This window comes from Acinetobacter sp. Li1LvA2 (assembly GCF_056156705.1).
In genome coordinates this window covers 245,924-264,839 of record NZ_JBSICF010000002.1, presented here as the reverse complement: position 1 = coordinate 264,839, position 18,916 = coordinate 245,924, and the positions used below count along the sequence as shown (strand labels likewise).

General features: G+C 39.7%; 18 protein-coding genes and 1 pseudogene. 7 read left to right on the top strand and 12 right to left on the bottom strand.

Annotation, left to right across the window (positions count from 1 at the left end):
• Nucleotides 1–38 precede the first annotated feature (38 nt).
• The 7 genes from kdpC to ACS604_RS05810 form a co-directional block, all read right to left on the bottom strand.
• Nucleotides 39–644 (bottom strand): potassium-transporting ATPase subunit KdpC, encoded by a 606-nt coding sequence (gene kdpC, locus ACS604_RS05840; protein WP_174739860.1) that lies wholly within the window; start codon nt 642–644, stop codon nt 39–41.
• 13 nt (nt 645–657) lie between these two features.
• Complete coding sequence (kdpB, locus tag ACS604_RS05835; RefSeq protein ID WP_474770717.1) at nt 658–2,697, bottom strand: potassium-transporting ATPase subunit KdpB; 2,040 nt, start codon at nt 2,695–2,697, stop codon at nt 658–660.
• An 8-nt stretch (nt 2,698–2,705) separates the two neighbouring features.
• On the bottom strand, nt 2,706–4,415 hold the full coding sequence (gene kdpA, locus ACS604_RS05830) for a potassium-transporting ATPase subunit KdpA (protein WP_474770715.1): 1,710 nt from the start codon (nt 4,413–4,415) through the stop codon (nt 2,706–2,708).
• Between the two features lie 258 nt (nt 4,416–4,673).
• Entirely contained in the window at nt 4,674–5,111 is a 438-nt protein-coding gene (locus ACS604_RS05825; RefSeq protein ID WP_107880948.1) for a 2-amino-4-hydroxy-6-hydroxymethyldihydropteridine diphosphokinase, read from the bottom strand.
• Nucleotides 5,068–5,448 (bottom strand): dihydroneopterin aldolase, encoded by a 381-nt coding sequence (folB, locus tag ACS604_RS05820; protein WP_474770712.1) that lies wholly within the window; start codon nt 5,446–5,448, stop codon nt 5,068–5,070. The genes ACS604_RS05825 and folB overlap by 44 nt, the downstream gene beginning before the upstream one ends.
• A gap of 15 nt (nt 5,449–5,463) precedes the next feature.
• Nucleotides 5,464–6,762, bottom strand: coding sequence for an ABC1 kinase family protein (locus ACS604_RS05815; protein ID WP_474770709.1), 1,299 nt, complete (start codon nt 6,760–6,762; stop codon nt 5,464–5,466).
• 58 nt (nt 6,763–6,820) lie between these two features.
• Nucleotides 6,821–7,597, bottom strand: coding sequence for a HesA/MoeB/ThiF family protein (locus tag ACS604_RS05810; RefSeq protein ID WP_274569202.1), 777 nt, complete (start codon nt 7,595–7,597; stop codon nt 6,821–6,823).
• Between the two features lie 173 nt (nt 7,598–7,770).
• Here ACS604_RS05810 and ACS604_RS05805 point away from each other — a divergent pair, with 173 nt between their 5' ends.
• Entirely contained in the window at nt 7,771–8,349 is a 579-nt protein-coding gene (locus ACS604_RS05805) for a flavin reductase family protein (protein ID WP_474770707.1), read from the top strand.
• 138 nt (nt 8,350–8,487) lie between these two features.
• Here the strand turns inward: ACS604_RS05805 and ACS604_RS05800 are convergent.
• A pseudogene (locus tag ACS604_RS05800) lies at nt 8,488–9,625 on the bottom strand (acyl-CoA dehydrogenase family protein).
• Nucleotides 9,626–9,644: 19 nt separating this feature from the next.
• Nucleotides 9,645–10,415, bottom strand: coding sequence for a 3-hydroxyacyl-CoA dehydrogenase (locus ACS604_RS05795; RefSeq protein WP_474770704.1), 771 nt, complete (start codon nt 10,413–10,415; stop codon nt 9,645–9,647).
• Nucleotides 10,416–10,584: 169 nt separating this feature from the next.
• On the opposite strand from ACS604_RS05795, the gene ACS604_RS05790 reads away from it, so the two are divergent.
• Nucleotides 10,585–11,613, top strand: a complete 1,029-nt coding sequence (locus ACS604_RS05790) for an AraC family transcriptional regulator (protein ID WP_474770701.1) — start codon at nt 10,585–10,587, stop codon at nt 11,611–11,613.
• 7 nt (nt 11,614–11,620) lie between these two features.
• Here the strand turns inward: ACS604_RS05790 and prmC are convergent, their stop codons facing one another.
• The 3 genes from prmC to ACS604_RS05775 form a co-directional block, all read right to left on the bottom strand.
• Entirely contained in the window at nt 11,621–12,442 is an 822-nt protein-coding gene (gene prmC / locus ACS604_RS05785) for a peptide chain release factor N(5)-glutamine methyltransferase (RefSeq protein WP_474770698.1), read from the bottom strand.
• The gene (gene prfA, locus ACS604_RS05780) at nt 12,442–13,530 is read right to left on the bottom strand and encodes a peptide chain release factor 1 (protein WP_174739291.1); all 1,089 of its coding nucleotides are present in this window, start codon (nt 13,528–13,530) and stop codon (nt 12,442–12,444) included. Before prfA ends, prmC begins: the two co-directional genes overlap by 1 nt.
• A gap of 291 nt (nt 13,531–13,821) precedes the next feature.
• Nucleotides 13,822–14,661: a type 1 glutamine amidotransferase domain-containing protein gene (locus tag ACS604_RS05775; protein ID WP_440202349.1), complete on the bottom strand. Its 840-nt coding sequence runs from the start codon at nt 14,659–14,661 to the stop codon at nt 13,822–13,824.
• Nucleotides 14,662–14,780: 119 nt separating this feature from the next.
• Here ACS604_RS05775 and ACS604_RS05770 point away from each other — a divergent pair, with 119 nt between their 5' ends.
• From ACS604_RS05770 to ACS604_RS05750, 5 genes are all read left to right on the top strand, one after another.
• On the top strand, nt 14,781–15,683 hold the full coding sequence (locus ACS604_RS05770) for a LysR family transcriptional regulator (protein WP_474770695.1): 903 nt from the start codon (nt 14,781–14,783) through the stop codon (nt 15,681–15,683).
• Between the two features lie 196 nt (nt 15,684–15,879).
• Nucleotides 15,880–16,299 (top strand): glycine zipper domain-containing protein, encoded by a 420-nt coding sequence (locus ACS604_RS05765; RefSeq protein ID WP_004791486.1) that lies wholly within the window; start codon nt 15,880–15,882, stop codon nt 16,297–16,299.
• A gap of 236 nt (nt 16,300–16,535) precedes the next feature.
• Nucleotides 16,536–17,045 carry a glycine zipper domain-containing protein gene (locus ACS604_RS05760; RefSeq protein ID WP_174728358.1) on the top strand — a complete coding sequence of 170 codons (510 nt, stop codon included), beginning with the start codon at nt 16,536–16,538 and terminating at the stop codon, nt 17,043–17,045.
• 134 nt (nt 17,046–17,179) lie between these two features.
• On the top strand, nt 17,180–18,184 hold the full coding sequence (locus ACS604_RS05755; RefSeq protein ID WP_474770692.1) for an LLM class flavin-dependent oxidoreductase: 1,005 nt from the start codon (nt 17,180–17,182) through the stop codon (nt 18,182–18,184).
• Nucleotides 18,185–18,332: 148 nt separating this feature from the next.
• Nucleotides 18,333–18,896, top strand: a complete 564-nt coding sequence (locus tag ACS604_RS05750) for an NAD(P)/FAD-dependent oxidoreductase (RefSeq protein ID WP_004791480.1) — start codon at nt 18,333–18,335, stop codon at nt 18,894–18,896.
• The last annotated feature ends 20 nt before the right edge of the window (nt 18,897–18,916 follow it).

Sequence of the window (18,916 nt, the reverse complement as noted above, 5' to 3'; positions counted from 1 at the left end):
TTGATATCATCCGGTAAACTAACAACTTTATTTTTAAGTTAATGTGTAGATTGTAATTGATCTAAAGCGATATTCAGCTGTAATACATTAACACGTGCTTGCCCCAATACACCAAACTGCTTCGGTTCAATATGCTTTTGCAAAAGCTCTTCCACAATCTTAGGGTCTAAATGACGCGCTTGAGCCACTCGAGCCACCTGTAACTGAGCAGATTCAGGACTAATATGCGGATCGATACCACTCCCCGATTTAGTCACCAAATCACTTGGAATTGGTGTATTACCTGTGTGATCTTGTTTTTTCACCGCAAGAATCTGAGCATCAATTTGTTGCTGTAGCTCAGGATTAGTACGCGCTAAGTTTGTACCTGCCATAGCCATCGGGTCATAAGCGACTGCTGAAGGACGTGGGTGAAAATAAGCCTCTCCAACAAATGGCTGAGCAACTAACTTTGACCCTAAAGTTTTATGGTCTATTTCAATCAAACTACCATTGGCCTGATTATTAAATAAAACCTGTCCCGCGCCTGTAGCGATAGCACTATAAACTGCACCGCAACCCACCAGAGCAAAAATTAATAAACCCAAAGATGCTCTTAAGGTCTGACCTAAATTTGCTTCTGAATTTTGTGCATAAGTTTTCATTTCAAACTCCAGATTACAAACCAAATAATTGAACAATCACTACATCAATCGCTTTGATGGCAATAAATGGTAAAACCACCCCACCCACCCCATAAATCAACATATTTCGACGTAGTAACTGAGTTGCAGTTGAAGGTTTAAATTTCACGCCTCGAAGTGCAATTGGAATTAATAGCGGAATAATAATCGCGTTAAAAATTAGTGCAGATAAAATCGCGCTGCTTGGACTTGCTAAGTGCATCACATTCAATACTTGCATTTGTGGAATCGCAGCAGCGAACAATGCAGGCAAGATGGCAAAGTATTTAGAGACGTCGTTTGCTAACGAAAATGTTGTTAAAGCACCACGGGTAATCAGCTGCTGTTTCCCAATCTCAACCACAGCGAGTAGTTTGGTTGGGTCAGAGTCTAAATCGACCATATTGCCAGCTTCTTTTGCAGCTTGTGTACCTGAGTTCATGGCTAAGCCAATATCGGCTTGTGCTAGTGCTGGTGCATCGTTGGTTCCGTCACCGACCATCGCAACTAAACGGCCTTGTTGTTGTTCTGTGCGAATACAAGCCAATTTGTCTTCTGGTTTTGCTTCGGCAATATAGTCATCTACACCAGCTTCAGCAGCAATGGCGGCCGCAGTTAATGGGTTATCACCTGTAACCATAACGGTTTTGATGCCCATTTCTCTTAAGCGTGCAAAACGTTCTTTAATGCCGTGTTTAATCACATCGGAAAGTTCAATCACACCCAGTACATGATGTTGATTTGCGACAACCAATGGTGTTGCACCTTTTTTAGCAACTTGTTCAACACGTGCTTTTAACTCTAAATCTTGAGAATAATCTTCATCTACAAACTTCAAGATCGCATCTAAAGCACCTTTACGAATTTGGTCACCATTCGGTAAATTCACACCAGAAATTCGAGTCGAAGCACTAAAAGAAATGAATTCGGCTTGCTCAGGTTCTTGCTGTTTTAAACCTTGTTCTTTTGCTAATTTAACAATCGATTTCCCTTCTGGTGTCGGGTCGGCAAGCGAACTTACCCAAGCAGCAGCTCTCAACTCCGACTCGGTTACTGAAGTTAAAGGATAAAAAGAAGTCGCTTGACGGTCACCATAAGTAATGGTTCCTGTTTTATCGAGTAAAAGCACATCAATGTCACCTGCAACTTCTACAGCTTTACCTGATTTCGCCAAAACATTGGCCTTGAGCGCGCGGTTCATCCCCGCAATACCAATCGCAGGTAACAAACCACCAATCGTTGTAGGAATTAAGCAGACCAATAACGCCACGAGCACAACTGGATCAAGTTCAATATGCAAATACTTGGCAATAAATGGCAAGCTAATCACAACAATTAAAAATGTGATTGTCATCACCATTAACAGGAAGCCAAGCGCAATCTCATTTGGTGTTTTTTGGCGATTTGAGCCTTCAACCAAAGCAATCATACGGTCTAAGAAACTTTGACCAGATTCAGCAGTCACTTGCACAACAATACGATCTGTCAGAACTTTGGTTCCGCCAATAACACCTGAACGATCTGTTCCAGCTTCACGTAACACAGGTGCTGACTCACCTGTAACAGCTGATTCATTAATAGTGGCAAAGCCTTCTACAATCTCACCGTCGGCTGGAACAAGCTCACCTGCATGTACTTCAATAAAATCATTTAAATGAAGTTCAGTAGCTGCAACTTGAGTCGCTTGACGGTCTGTCAAAGAGTTGAGTCTTCGAGCTGTTAAATTTTCTCTTGCTGCACGTAATGAAGATGCCTGTCCACGACCTCTGGCCTCTGCAACTGCTTCAGCATAGTTAGCAAATAAAATGGTAATAAACAGAATTGCTGTAACCGCGAAACCAAATAACAGCGTGGTGTAACCCAAGATTGTACTAATGCCTGTAACTACTGTTCCAAGCCATACGATTGCCATCACAGGATTTTTAATTGCATGCTGCGGTAGCAGTTTCACAAATGCATTTTTCCAAACTTCAAAATTTGGCACTGCCATGGTTTGTGTATGGCTATTTACATGAGTTTGTGTATTCATTTTCACTCGCCTCCTTAGCCTTTAACCAACAAAAGTTGATCGGCAATAGGCCCAAGGACAAGAACTGGCATAAATTGTAATAAGGTAAGCAACACAACAATCGTAATCAGCGTTAAAGCAAAGGTTGGAGTTTCAACCTGAAGACTACCTGCTGTTTCGGGTGCTTTTCTTTTTGCTGCTAAACGTGTTGCAATCATTAATGGCAAAATTAAGGTTGGAAAACGTCCTAACAGTAGAGCGATACTACAAGTAACATTCCACCATACAGTGTTGTCTCCAAGACCTTCAAAACCTGAACCATTGTTGGCAAATGCAGAGACATATTCGTAGAACACTTGGCTAATACCATGTGGTCCCGGATTACTAATTCCAGATATGCTTGGAACGCTGAGGCTTAATGCGGTGAATGCAAGAATGACTAAAGGTTGAATCAAGATAATAATCGCGAGCAATTTAATTTCTGCTGCTTCAATCTTACGTCCAAACAATTCAGGGGTACGGCCTGTCATTAAACCTGCAATAAATACTGCAAGTAACAGATAAATCATAAACTGTTGCAGACCACAGCCCACACCACCCCAAATCGCATTAATCAACATGTTGATGAGTTCGACTAAACCAGTAAGCGGTGCAGAAGAATCATGCATCATATTGACCGAACCGTTATTCACCTGTGTAGTAAGCGCTGCCCAAACTGATGATGCAGCTGGTCCAAATCGTTGTTCTTTACCTTCCATTACGGCAAGTTGAGATGCTGTCGATGACATACTCTCAGACCAGACAGCCGCTGCACCTGAAATAATCGACATGAAAAGCATGCTGCCAAACACAAAGTAAGCAAACTTTTTACGCTGGGTAAAATGCCCAACCATAAAAATCACGGTAAGCGGAATGAGTAATATCGCAATCATTTCTAATAAATTAGAAAGCGGTGTTGGATTTTCTAAAGGAACACTACTATTTGGACCATACCAACCACCACCATTACTACCCAATTGCTTAATCGCTACCATTGGTGCAACTGGTCCTAAAGGAATTTTTTGGGTTTGAACTGTATTGGCTTTATCAATCAGCTGTACTTCTGGCCCGCATTGGAAAGTTGCTGGTACACCTTGGCTGTTAAGCAATAAAGACCAGACAAAACAGAGCGGAAGCAAGAATCGGACTGTAGGGCGAATTACATCTGCCCAATAGTTTCCAATTAAAATTTGATCTGGTTGCTCGGCAACATCGGCTGCAATATGGCTTGGGCGCTGATAAAAGAAAGCTCTTAAGGTCGCGACCACCAAAGCCAGCCCCATCATTGGAGTAATGACTTGTAAGCCCACAATACCTGTCATTTGCGACAAATAAGATAATTGAGCTTGCCCAGAATAATGCTGTTGATTGGTATTAGTTAAAAATGAAATAACCGTGTGTAATGCTAAATCCCAACTCATATTTGGTGCATGATTTGGATTTAATGGTAGCCATGCTTGTGTCATAAAAATAGCAAAAACGGCTACAGCTAGAAAAACACAGCTAACAACAAATGCTAGAGAATATTGTTTCCAGTTCATTTGTTGTTGTGGAGATATGCCTAACAAGCGATAAACAGGATTTTCAATCCAGCGAAATAATCCATCGCCCACCATCGGCTGATTTGTCATCACTTTGGATAGATATTTACCGAGGCACCATGCTAGAAAAATAGCAATAAATAAAACAAGTATAAGTTCTAACATGGCTATTCTCCTCTATACCCCTTGGCTTGATTTGCCAAACTGGAAATAAGGAGAGATGAAGAAATATCATTTGTTTTAAGTCCGCATAAGACAATGCCAGACTGATGCAAGATGCGCATTTGAGAATTTATAAGCATCTTTATTGTCCTGAAATAACACTAATTTAGTGAATTTCAGTATGGATAAAATGCCCGTAAATTCTCTATTGAGGAAATTAAAGACCGCGTAAAGTTTGCGTAAAATTTAGTTTGAAAGCCTTTAAACTTTAAAATTAACAACTGGATAAAGCATGCTATCAGCCTTTAAGGTTTCACAAGGCCAAAGTTCATATAAAGGAATTTTTACATCAAGCGCCAAAGGTAATTTTTTAGAATTAAATTGCATATGGTCCAGATTAGTTCCCCATGCAATTAAATCTACATCTAAAGAAATATGATGTGATGGACGAACACGCCCCGAATCTGACTCGAGTTGCTTTAAAAAAGATTCAATTTGGTCACACGATAAAGTGCTTTTTAATAGACATGCTGAATTCCAATAATCATCTCCAATACCATCTCGGCATGGAATTTGATAAACAGATGAAAACTGCACTTTCCCCAATGTTGCCAATTGCATATAAGCAAAAGTAAAGTGCTGATCTGCGTCTAAATTACTCGCTAGGGCGAGCGCAAAAATTGTTTCTGGTGCGTTCAAGACGAATTCCTACAGCATTAGCTTCTGCAATGATGGCGGGCTTACTGATGGTTATGGTAATTTTTTCAATTGTTGGAAAGGTTTCAAACAAACATTTCAAAACAAGATGTGCTGCATGTTCAATTAATTCAGGTTTAGCTTGTTGAATGGTTTGAGCCGATAACTCACAAATCTGGGCATAGTTGAGTGTGTCTTCAAGTTTGTCAGACTCTGCTGCTCGGCTCAAATCATTATGGATGGTTAAATCCAACATTAAAGGTTGAATAATTTGTCTTTCCCAGTTGAAACAGCCAATCACTGTCTCAACCTTCAAGCCTTCAATAATAATGGCATCCATAAATTTAAACTGACCTTAGTGCTTTAACAACGAAGCAGGTTCCATATTTTGAACCATTTTCAAACGTTGGTCTGCATAAATATCAGTATATGGTGCGAGTACGCGCATAAAACGATCGAAATAAAGCATTTGCTTAAATAACAAGGCAAAATCTCGAGGGAATTTAATGCCGTGGCGCTCACCAACCCCTACCATATCCATCATGATATCGTTTAAATCAGCTGGATTTGAAGCGAGAATTTGTTGAGGGTCAGACATTAATACGCCATTAAATAAGCGCTCTAAATCTTGTGCCAATACATCAACATCAACTTTGTTATGAGTCATACCCATTTTCAGCATATTTTCAGCCATTGCCTGATAATCAGTTTTTTGCAATGCATCCATAAAGGCCATACATGCTGTCCAAACTTCTGGCTTTAACTGCCCCACAATACCGAAATCGATAAAACCAATTCGACCATCTTCAAGCAACATTAGGTTTCCAGCATGTAAATCTGCATGGAAGCTCTTGCATAGCATTAAACTACCAAACCATGTATTCATGGCAGTAATCAGTACTTGCGATGGATCTTTAGCATATTGTTTTACAACACTAAAGTCAGTCAAAGACACGCCGTATAAACGCTGCATGGTCAAGACACGGCGCGTAGAAAACTGATGATAAACTTTAGGTGCAGTCGCAGCTTTATTTTGTGAAATGTTCAGATATTCCACAAAATCATCTAAGTTTTGTGCTTCTTCAATGAAATCGACTTCACGAACCATACGGCTTTTAATTTCATCAACAATTTCGGAAAGAGCAGCAAATTTGATTTTTGGTACTGCACGTTCAAGTAGCTTGGCAGCCCAATGCACCACACTTAAATCTGTATATAAAATAGTTTCAACGCCAGGCTTTTGTACTTTAATAACAACATCTTCACCTGTGGTCAGCTTAGCGGCATGAACCTGAGCAATTGAAGCAGAAGCTAATGGCTTTTCATCGATATAGCTAAAAATCTGGCTTAAATCACGCCCTTCAAACTCAGATGCAAGCACACCTTGAATATAACTAAATGGGAGTGTTGGGGTCTGGTCTAAACAACCTTGAAATTCTTCTACATATTCTCGTGGGAAAAGCGATGGAGTACTCGCAATAAACTGACCAAGCTTAATATAAGTTGAACCAAGCGACTCAAAAGTCTCTCGCATGAGTTTGGCATTACTTGGTTTTTCAGTTGCGTATTTAATTCCAGCTTTGGCCGCAACCACTGCTGTTTCACCAATGCGGACGACGGAACGTAACCCATCAAACAAAATATTTTTTTTCATATTTCTTCAAAACCAAATCATTCAGGTTGAGTGTAGCAAATTTTGTTTCATTTACTGATTAGCTTGCCTGACAAAGTGGGCAATTTACATCTTTATCAAAACTAACAATACGTTGTGTCATATTTAAACCATCCCACAATAATAGTTTCTGCTTTAAAGGTACACGATTTAAACCTAAATACAGCAATGTGTGATGTGATTGTAATGATGCTATCATTACAGGAGTAGTTGCAAGTACCCCTGATTCTGCACAGCGAAGGCCTTCATTACTATGTTGTTCTTTCGGAAAAAGGCATTCATAACACGCTGAATCTCCTTCAACCATAAACATTTGTGCCTGAAAACCAATTGCTGAAGCACTAATTAGTGCGACCTGATGCTTCTTACAAGCTGCATTTACTAAATAGCGAGTTGTAAAATTATCACATCCATCTAAAACCACATCTTGGTGTTCAACAAGTCTATCAATGTTATGTTCATCTAAACGTTCGTTGTAGTATTCGACACAGATATAAGGGTTAATTTTCTGTAAACGTTTAGCCAAAATTTCTGCTTTATAACGTCCGATATCTTCATGACCAAATGCAATTTGACGCTGTAAATTACTTATCTCAATCGTATCTGCATCAATCAGTGTAATTTTCCCAACTCCTGCTCGCGCAAGTAGCTCTGCACTGCTACAGCCTATTCCACCCGCACCTACAATCAGCACATTAGCAAGTTTGAGTTTTTCCTGAGCTTCAATATCCCATCCATCAAGTAAAATCTGACGGCTATAGAGATGCATTTCTTCATCACTTAACTCTACAAAATCGATATCTTGAAGCTCGGTCACTTGTTAATCCTTTCACTTAGAAGCGAAATGATTTTATGATTAAGTCAATCATTATGAAAGCTATAAAATAGAAACAAGTTTTTTATTCTTATAAAGCTTGTTTGGTAGCATTACATCTATGAAGCTTTCTGCAACAATAGAAATATCTATTTTCTTTATTACTTAGGCTAAATATGACGCAATCATATATTGCACCAGTAGAGTTAGAAAAAGCTTATCGCCTGTTAAATCATGGTCCAACTGTCCTTGTTTCTGCTCAGCATGGTGACGACTGTAACGTGATGGCTGCTGCTTGGGCATGTGCCTTAGAGTTCAAACCAGCCAAAGTGTCTGTGGTTCTCGACAAAAGTACTAAAACTCGTCAGCTTGTTGAACAAAGTGGTTATTTCACCCTACAAGTTCCCTGCTATGCACAGCTTGATATGACCAAGCAACTTGGAACCATTAGTAAGTTGGATGACGCTGAAAAGCTTGAGCACTGCGGAGTAGAGCTATTCTATCAAGAAGACCTGAGTAGCCCGCTTGTATCAGGTTGCATTGCATGGCTTGTCTGTAAACTTATTCCAGAACCCCATAATCAGTCTGCTCATGATTTATTTATTGGTTCTGTTGTGGGTGCATGGGCAGATAGCCGCGTTTTTAGAGATGGACACTGGTATTTTCAAGATGCACCGAAAGAACTTCGAAGTCTGCACTATATTGCTGGAGGAACCTTTTATTTAATTGGTGAAGAAGTCAAAGCACAGCTTTAATCAAAAAAAACTGGCTTTACTTAAATTTCTGAATTTCATCGAATCGAATTCAACCTAGAAAATTTCTGCTCAATGGTAAAAGACCGCATAACAATTGCGGTCTTTTGCAGTCAGTAACTATTTTTTAAAATCTCGTATTTAAACTTGAGCAACTTCACGAGCAATCACCAAACGTTGAATATCCGAAGCCCCTTCATAAATCTGGCTTACACGAACATCACGATAAATTCTCTCTACAGGGAAATCACTTACGTAGCCATAACCGCCATGAATCTGAATCGCATCCGAACATACTCGTTCAGCCATAGTAGACGCAAATAGCTTTGCCATTGAAGCTTCTTTTAAACAAGGCAATCCCGCATCTTTTAAAGTTGCAGCATGTAAAACGAGCTGATGTGCAGCTTCAATCTGGGTTGCCATATCGGCTAAACGGAAACTCACTGCCTGATGTTGGACTAACTCTACACCAAAAGCTTTGCGTTCATTTGCATATTGCACCGCCGCATCAAAAGCAGCTCTTGCCATTCCAACAGATTGAGCAGCAATACCAATACGTCCAGCTGCTAAATTAGATAATGCTATTTTATAACCTTCGCCCTCTTGCCCTACCAAATTTTCTAACGGAATTCGACAGTCCTCAAAAGTAATGGTCGCTGTGTCTGAAGCATGTTGGCCCATTTTGTCTTCAAGTCGAGTCACAAAATAACCTTGCGTGTTCGTCGGCACAAGAAAGCACGAAATGCCTTTTTTGCCAGCTTGTTTATCTGTAACCGCAAACACCAAAGCCACTTGGGCATTTTTACCACTGGTAATAAATTGTTTTACGCCATTTAAAACCCAATGGTCACCATCGCGCTTAGCTTTACATAAAATTGCGCTCGCATCGGAACCGACATGAGGCTCAGTTAAACAAAAACATCCTAGCCATTCACCAGATGCAAATTTTGGCAAATAGGTTTGTTTTTTGCTGCTCTGAACCATACGCGAGCGTAATACCGCAAATCAATGAATTTTGAACACTTACGATAGTCGAAATAGCACCATCACCTGCGGCAATTTCTTCGATTGCAAGCACCAAAGATACATAATCCATTCCCGCACCGCCCCATTCATTTGGAACGGTCATCCCCATAGCACCTAGTGCACCTAAATCTTTTAATTCCTGAGCAGGAAACTCATGGGTTTTATCGCGATGTGCGGCTGTTGGTTTTAACTGATTCTGCGAGTAGTTACGCATCATTTCCTGAACCATACTTTGCTCAGCATTTAGAATCATTTCAACATCCTTATTTTTATTATTTTGCTGCCATACGAATTGCACCATCCAAACGAATAACTTCACCATTTAAGTAAGAGTTTTCAGCAATATGCCCAACTAAACGAGCAAATTCTTCGGGTTTTCCTAAACGAGATGGATATGGCACCATTTGTCCTAAAGCATCTTGAACATTTTGTGGCATGCCCTTAAGCATGGGGGTTTCCATAATCCCTGGCGCAATGGTCATAATGCGAATAGCATGGCGCGCAAGCTCACGAGCAATCGGCAATGTCATGGCAACAATAGCGCCTTTAGAGGCTGAATACGCAGCCTGACCAATTTGACCGTCAAATGCCGCAACGGAAGCGGTGTTAACAATGACACCACGGTCCTCTTCGCCTGCTTCGACCGTATTTTTACTCATTGCATCTGCTGCAAAACGCAGCATGTTAAATGTACCTGTGACATTAATATTTAAAGTTTTTGCAAATAACCCCAAATCATGAACACCCTCACGGCCAACCACTTTAGCAGAAGGTCCAATCCCAGCACAGTTCACTAAACCATGCAAATGACCATGTTTAACCAATACATCTTTAAAGAACTGTTCAGCAGCAACTTCATCGGTTACATCAAGTTTTACGAAGTCTGCGTGTGGCCCTAGTTGTTTCGCCTGCTGCTCGCCTGCTTCTACATTCATGTCAACCAACGTGACTGAGGCCCCTTGTTGAACTAGATATTCAGCTGTAGCAGCACCTAAGCCAGAGCCACCACCAGTAATCACGAAATGTTTTCCTTGAATTTTCATTATTTACGATCCTATAGAAATATTCTTTAAACTTAGTAGTGAGAGTAAAAGTTGTTGTTTTCCGATACAATTTCAAAAAGCCTCAAAATGCTTGCAGCTTTTGATCAATCCAAATTTTAAATATGAAATATTTCACTTGAAATATATGAAGAAAATATGAGTCTTTGACATGGTTGTCCAATCTTCTTTAAGTAAAGGCACAATTTCGATTGCACTAGTACATGAAGCACTGAGTGCGGCTTATGCCAAAGGCCTAAATACACAAATAATTCTCAATAAAGCAGGCATCCCCACTGAATTACTGATGTCTCCAAAGGCTCGTGTGCCTGTTACGACATATGCCCAATTATGGATAGAGCTTGCCAACGCCATGAACGATGAGTTTTTTGGTATGGATAGCCACCCTATGCGTCGTGGCAGCTATAAGTTATTGACTAAACTTGTCAGTACGGCCGAAACTTTAGAAAAGGCACTCCATGATATTTTAAAGTTTTTTAACTTTGTGCTTGATGACATGCATGGAGAACTCATTCGAGATCAAGAAAAAGCTTATTTGGTGATTCATGATCAAAAACAACCTAAACGCATGTTTACCTATGCAACCTTTTTAATATTAGTACACGGACTTATGTGCTGGTTAGTAGACCAACGAATTGGTTTAAATAATATTAGAGTACGTTGTCCTAAACCGAACGATATTCAAGATTATCTCGTACGTTTCGGTGAAGATATTCAATTTAATGCCGAGATAAATCGAGTTGAATTCGATGCTCATTACTTAGATATTAAAATTAAAAAAGATAAAAAAGCGCTTTATGATTTTTTAGAACAAACGCCGCAAAATCTTTTAGTTCGCTTTAAAAATGAAAATGCCTTGAGCGTTCTTATTCGTCGCCATTTATTAAAACTCCACCCCGCGCAATGGCCCGAACTCAAAGATGTTGCAAAACAACTCAATATTTCAGAAGCCACCATTCAGCGCCGACTGAAACATGAAGGTATGAGTTATCAACAAATTAAAAATGAAATCCGCTGTGATATTGCGATTGAACGTTTAAGTAAAAGCAATGATTCAATACAAGACATTAGTGAAGACTTAAATTTCCAAGACCCAAGTGCTTTCCACCGTGCCTTTAAAAAATGGACTGGCGTCAGTCCAGGTGCGTATCGGGAAGCGACCTTTAAGTCTATAGATTAAATCGTTCTTATTTTATTGATAATGAAGCCAACGTAACCCGATCATTTTGGCCATAGTCTTGAATGGTTTTAATTTCACTAAAACCATGCTCAGCAAATATATTTCGAACAGCTTGCCCCTGATCATAACCATGCTCTAGTGCAATCCAGCCTTGTGGTTTTAACCAGTTTTTCCCTTGAGCGATAATAATTTCAATATCAGCCAGTCCCTGATGATCTGCAACCAATGCACGGCGTGGCTCTGTTGCCAAAGCTTGCATGTGTTCATCTTCAGGGTCAATGTACGGCGGATTAGAAACAATTAAATCAAATTTTTGTGGCTCAAGTGCTTCAAACCAAGCGCCACAAGCGAATTTTACACGTTGCAAATTATGAGCTAGTGCATTTTCTTTTGCGACTTCTAAAGTAGGCGCATAAATATCAGTTGCTGTGACGGTCCAAGTTGGACGTTCACTCGCTAACGCAAGCGCAATTGCACCTGTCCCCGTTCCCAAATCAACAATATTTGCAGTATTTGGCAAATTTAGATTTAAAACGGTTTCAACTAAAATTTCAGTATCCGGACGTGGCACCAAAGTATCAGATGTTACTTTTAAATCGAGCGTCCAAAAAGGCTGTGAACCCGTCACGTAAGCTAAAGGTTCACCATTTTGAATACGTTCAAGACCTGCCAAGTAGTCTTGCTCTTGTTGGGTTGTTAACTCTTGCTCAAGTCTAAACTTTAATTCAAGCGAATTTATTTTTAGAAAATGCTCAAGTAACCAAGCATTTTCTTGTCGTTCATAACTGTCAGGCTCACCACGAATTGTAAGCGCTTGAGCAATATTCATTAGCCGCCATTTTCCTGTGCAAGCATCGCTAACTGATCTGCCTGATATTCACGGTGTAAGCTATCAAGCAACTCAGTTAAATCGCCTTCCATAATCGCGTCTAACTTATATAAAGTCAGGTTAATACGATGGTCAGTCATACGCCCTTGTGGGTAGTTATAAGTACGGATACGTTCCGAACGGTCACCAGAACCCACTAAATCACGACGCATTTCAGAAGTTGCTGCATCAGCTGCTGCACGTTTGGCATTTTCTAAACGCGATACCAAAAGAGCCATCGCTTTAGCTTTGTTTTTATGCTGTGAACGTTCTTCTTGGCACTCAACCACTGTACCCGTTGGGATGTGGGTAATACGCACTGCCGAGTCAGTTTTGTTAATGTGCTGACCACCTGCACCTGACGCACGGTAAGTATCAATACGTAAATCTGCCGGATTAATTTCAACGTTGGTATCGACATCAATTTCAGGCAAGATCGCAACTGTACATGCTGAAGTATGAACGCGCCCTTGTGATTCAGTTGCAGGAACACGTTGCACTCGGTGAGCACCACTTTCAAATTTTAAGCGACCGTAAACGCCATCACCATCTACGCGGCAAATGACTTCTTTAAAACCACCATGCTCGCCTTCATTTTCAGAAAGAACTTCAATACGCCAACCTTGTGTCTCGGCATATTTACTGTACATGCGGAATAAATCACCAGAGAAAATTGCAGCCTCGTCACCACCCGTTCCAGCGCGAATTTCTAAATAAGCTGCATTAGAGTCATTTGGATCTTTTGGAATCATTAAAATATTGAGCTGGCTTTCTAACTCTACAAGCAAATCTTTATTTGCTTGAATTTCTTCTTCTGCCATATCTTTAAAGTCAGGATCAGACTTCATCATTTCAGCAGTTTCAATATCTTCTTCTGCTTGACGGTATTTGCCCCAAACTTCGGTAATTTCAGATAAATCACTATGTTCGCGAGACAATTTACGGAAACGTTTGTTATCGGAGATGACTTCCACATCTGCAAGCAACGCGGTAAGTTCTTCATGTCGATCACAGAGTTGATCAAGTCGTAAACGGAGTGACGCTTTCATAAGAGGAAATATCTCAAAAGTCCAAAAAGCTTATCGAATGCTATATAAATAGAAGATAAGCAAAATCGTAAAATAGCGCATAGTTTACAGATTATGGCGCTTAAATGACATATATAATCAGCCAATTCATCAACTTTCACCGTAAGTAACGGCTGAACGATATAATGATTTCAGATGAGGTTTATTTACTCGCCTATAATTTAGCTTTCTCTATAAAAAAATAATAAGCCACGTTTTTCACTCAACTGGTAATAGAGGCTTTATTTATAAAACCTCTATTATCTGGTCTATTTATTTTAATTTTTCTAATAATGTTTTACCGACAAGAACAGCCGAGGCTGGATTTTGTCCAGTAATAAGTTCACGATCCACCACCACATTTGGAGTCCACGCAGTTGTATTACTTTGATATTTACCCCCAATTGACTGTAATGCCGTTTGTGGATAGAACTTCATTTCACCACCTTTTAACAAAGCTTTTGCTTGCTCTTCTTCTTGATTGCTAATCACCGTCATCCGATAATTTTTATAAATCCATTCACCAGTTTTGACTGTTTTACCTTGTTCTAGTTGACCAACTACTTCCGAGGCATTAGGTAAAGTTGACATTAAAGCGATAGGACCATGGCAAACCAATGCGGTAGGTTTTCCAGCTTTATGAAAAGCCGTGAGGACTTTGCCGAGCTGTTTATCTTTTAATAAGTCTTGCATGGGCGCATGTCCACCCGGAATATAAATCGCATCAAACTTATCAAACCCAATTTGCTCAATGCGAGACAAACTCAAAACTGGAGAATCTTGAGCAGATGTTAACTTTAGATCATGCAATAAACCTGCATATTGCTTTAACGCTTTTTCATCTTGGTTAAAATACATTGCACTATTTGATGACTCATCTAAAGTCGGAGCTTTCCCATGAGGGGTCGCAAAAGTTACTGTGTGACCTGCATCTAAAAGCATTTTTGTAGGCTGCATCAATTCATTAAGGTAAAAACCTGTTTTAAAAACCTGATTATTCTTTAGCTCTAATTGGGCTTCATCAGACAACACAACCAATACATGAGCTGCATTTGCACTTAACGCTGCTGAAGCGGTAATCATTGCAAACATTATTTTATTTAACATCTTCATTATTCGACCTTCATTCCAAGCATTTGCTGGATTTATAACTGGGATGGCTATATTCTATTTTTACCCCAGAGGTAGAAAAACAACTCCGTTTACAAATCTTTTTTGCGTTTGAGGACAAAATGTCTCGTCAATTTGATCATCTTGCCGATGTTGAAGTGTTTTTAATTGTAGCTGAGAAGCTTTCTATTAGCGCAACTGCAATTCATTTGTCTACGACGCCTTCAGTCATTAGTAGAACAATTACACGGCTGGAGAAAAAATTGGGTATCCAGTTTTTTAGAAGAACGACTCGCCATCTGAGCTTGACGGAAGCAGGCCAACTTTATTACGAAAAAATGCAGCATGCTTTTCAGTTAATTGACCATGCAGAACGTGTAATTCAAGGCGAACAACTGCAAATTTCTGGGAAAATCAAATTAAGTGTTCCTACAACGTATGGTCACTATCGTTTACCACCCTTACTAGAAAAATTTCTTTTGCAATATCCGGACATTCAAATTGAAATCAGTATTTCTAATCGAAACGTTGATTTAATTGCTGAGGGATTTGATTTAGCTATTCGTCAAGGACATCTTCCAAATAGCTCTTTTGTGGCTCGACCTTTAGAACAAGCACCTTTAAAACTTGTTGCCTCACCCACTTATTTAAAGCGTATGGGTATTCCAAAAACGCTAGAAGAATTAAATCATCATCAGTGTATAGCCTTTGAGTTACCCAGTAATGGCAAGGTCACTCCGTGGTTCCTTAAAGATATAGATCAGGAAATTCAGTGGATACCAACAAATCGGATTTTAGTAAAAGAAGATATTTTAGGAGTCGTGTCTCTTGCTGAAAATGGACTAGGGATATGCCAGAGTTACGACTTTATTGTTAATGAAAAAATTCAACAAGGAACGCTACAGCCTTTACTTGAACGATATGCAGGTCACACACGCCCTTTCTCTTTACTATATGCACAACATAAACATATGTCTTCTGCGACAAGAGCTTTGATCAATTTTCTCTGTTCAGATCGTGAGTAATCAACTCATTAAAATTAAATGAGATTCATATTTATTTATATGGGTATTAAATATTCTATTTTAATAGAAAACATACAAACCAGACACTAAACTACAATAATGAATTGATGGTTCTCCATATTTTGAGAAACGTGTTTTGTTACATTTGCCATAACAAAAGATATAGCGTCCTGCTGCTAAGGACACGGAGTAGAAAATGAAATTAAATGCTTGGTTATGTAGTGCTGTTTTAGCAACTTCTATGGTTACTGTAGCTCATGCTGACAACACAACACATGTAGCAGCTGCTTCTGCTCTAGGTAGTGTCGCTGGTACTGCAATTGGTAAAAGCATGGGCGGTACTTCTGGCGCAACAATTGGTGCTGCTTTAGGTGGTGCTGGTGGTGCAGCTGTTGCAAGTGATCGTCGTCACCGTACAGAATCCGCAATTGGCGGCGGTTTAGGCGGTGGTGCTGGTTATACCGTTGGTAAAAGTATGGGTGGTACAAACGGTGGATACATCGGTGCCGCTTTAGGTGCGGCAGGTGGTGGTGCTTTAGGTAATAAAATTTCTAAAGACCGCGATTATGACCGATCTTCTAAACACTGGAAGAAAAAACACCGTCGTCATCATTAATTAAATTTGATGAAACGACTCTAAGCACCTTCGGGTGCTTTTTTATTAGCATCAACAAATATTCATTACCTCTCCTTTGCTCAGGATTTATCCATAAATTAATAGAAACAATACAAACCGACACAAAACACTCGTATCTCCGTTTGGCTTCTCCATAATTATCACGAAATTTTTTATTACATTTACTTCAAGATAAAAATACTGTCCTTTCAGTAAAAAGGACATGGAGTTCCAAGATGAAAATGAATATTTGGTTAGCTAGTGCAGTACTTGCAACATCGTCTATTGTGACAGTTGCACATGCAGATAATGGTACGCGTGTTGCTGCAACATCTGCTTTAGGTAGTGTAGTTGGTACAGCAATTGGTAAAAGCATGGGTGGCACAACAGGCGCAACCATTGGTGCTGCTTTAGGTGGTGCTGGTGGTGCAGCCGCAGCGAGTGACCGTCGCAATCGTACCGAAGCTGCGATTGGTGGTGCTTTAGGTGGTGGTGCTGGTTATACCGTCGGTAAAAATATGGGCGGTACCAACGGAGGCTATATCGGTGCAGCAGTAGGTGCTGCGGGTGGTTCAGCCCTAGGTCGTAAAGTTTCTGAAGATCGTAACTACGATGATCGCTATGATCGTGGTAGCCGTTACGATCGAGATGATCGTAGATATGATGATGGTGACCGTCGTTATTATAAAGGTGGTCGTCACCGCCACGACAATGGCTTACACCGTGGTTGGTATAAAAATCGCTAATTCACATATGAAACAAAAGAGCACCTTCGGGTGCTTTTTTTATTAAAAGGTAAAATTTAATATCGAAAAAAAACGATATACATTATCCCTTATATATCGTAGTATTTCGATATATCCCTATTCGAGAATATCGCATGCGATCACTTCAAGATACCAAGTTTTCAATTTTAGAACTTGCTCCCATTCGTAATGATAAAACCATCGAATTTTCGTTACGTCACGCATTAGAGTTAGCACAACATGCAGAGAAACTAGGTTTTGAACGTTTCTGGCTTGCAGAACATCACAACATGGATGGAATTGCGAGCTCTGCTACAGCGGTTTTACTCGGTTTTATTGCAGCACATACACAACATATTCGTTTAGGTTCCGGCGGCATTATGCTTCCTAACCATGCTCCTTTAGTTGTCGCAGAACAATTTGGAACACTTGCTACATTATATCCAAACCGTATTGAACTTGGCTTAGGCCGTGCTCCTGGTACAGATCAACTTACCATGCGAGCTTTACGTCGTGGTCATCAAGAAACAGAAGATCAATTTCCAAAAGATGTTGTCGAAATCTTAAAATATTTTGGTGCCCCTCAGGCCGGGCAAAAGATTATTGCAACGCCAGGGCAAAATACCCATGTTCCTGTTTGGTTACTTGGATCTAGTCTTTTTAGTGCGCAACTGGCGGCAAAACTTGGACTTCCCTACTCATTTGCATCTCATTTTGCACCACGTATGTTAGGTCAAGCGATTCAGCTCTATCGAGAGAACTTTGAGCCTTCTGAGTACTTAGATAAGCCTTATGTTTCAATGGGTGTGCCTGTTGTTGTGGCAGATACAGATGAGGAAGCTCAGTTCTTAGCAACGAGTGCGTACCAACGTGTATTAGGTTTAATTCGTGGCGAAAGTTTAAAGCTTAAACCACCAGTTGAATCAATGCAGGGATTATGGAATACAGCAGAACAGCTTTCTGTTGAAAATTTCTATGCAATGGCTCAAATTGGTTCTGTAGATACAGTTCGCTCTGGTTTACAAAAACTTTTAGCGACATACGATGTTGATGAATTTATTTTCACATGCGATGTATACGATACAGGTAAACGTTTAGAAAGCTTTACACAACTAATGAACGTAAAAACAGGACATTAAACTCCGCTTCGCATGCCCATACTTGAATTGATTTCGAGTATGGGATGACCATCTATCTGAAAAGACTTTACCCCAACTTCCTGCTTGGTTATTTATATTAAAACGATAAAAACATCATGACTTAAAAACCAAAAGGACTTTTGGAAAAATGAGTATTAATATTAAAAATAACACTTCAAAATCAGTAATTTTTCAAAATACCTCTCAAGATTTTGAAGACTTTACTGGTCAAGTGATTTCATCAACCTCAATTAAAGAATTTGATTTTTCACATTCATCTGTCGCGATTATTGGTACAAATCAAGATACCGTGACCCATCTTGAAAAAATCTGTCAACAAGCAAAATTTGTGACCGTATTTCAAATCACACCTCACTTTATTTTACCCCACAGTCAAATGGGCACAAATAAGTTAATTACCCATCCTCTCATTATCAAAAACCGGAGATTATTTAACAATCGAGTAAAAAGTCTTTTGGCTTTACGTTTTCTTGATACTCAAGTGAGTGAAACATGGCTTAAGCGCCTTTTAACACCCAATATGGCAACGGCTAAAAAGGTATTTTTTAAATCTGATAGTTATTATGCGGCACTCCAAAAATCCAACTGTAAATTACAAACTTGGCCGATTGTTAAAGTTAACCATAAATCAATTCATAGTATGGACGGCATAGAACAACCTGTTGATATCATCATTAGAACAACCGCATAAAAATAAAAAAAAGCATGGTT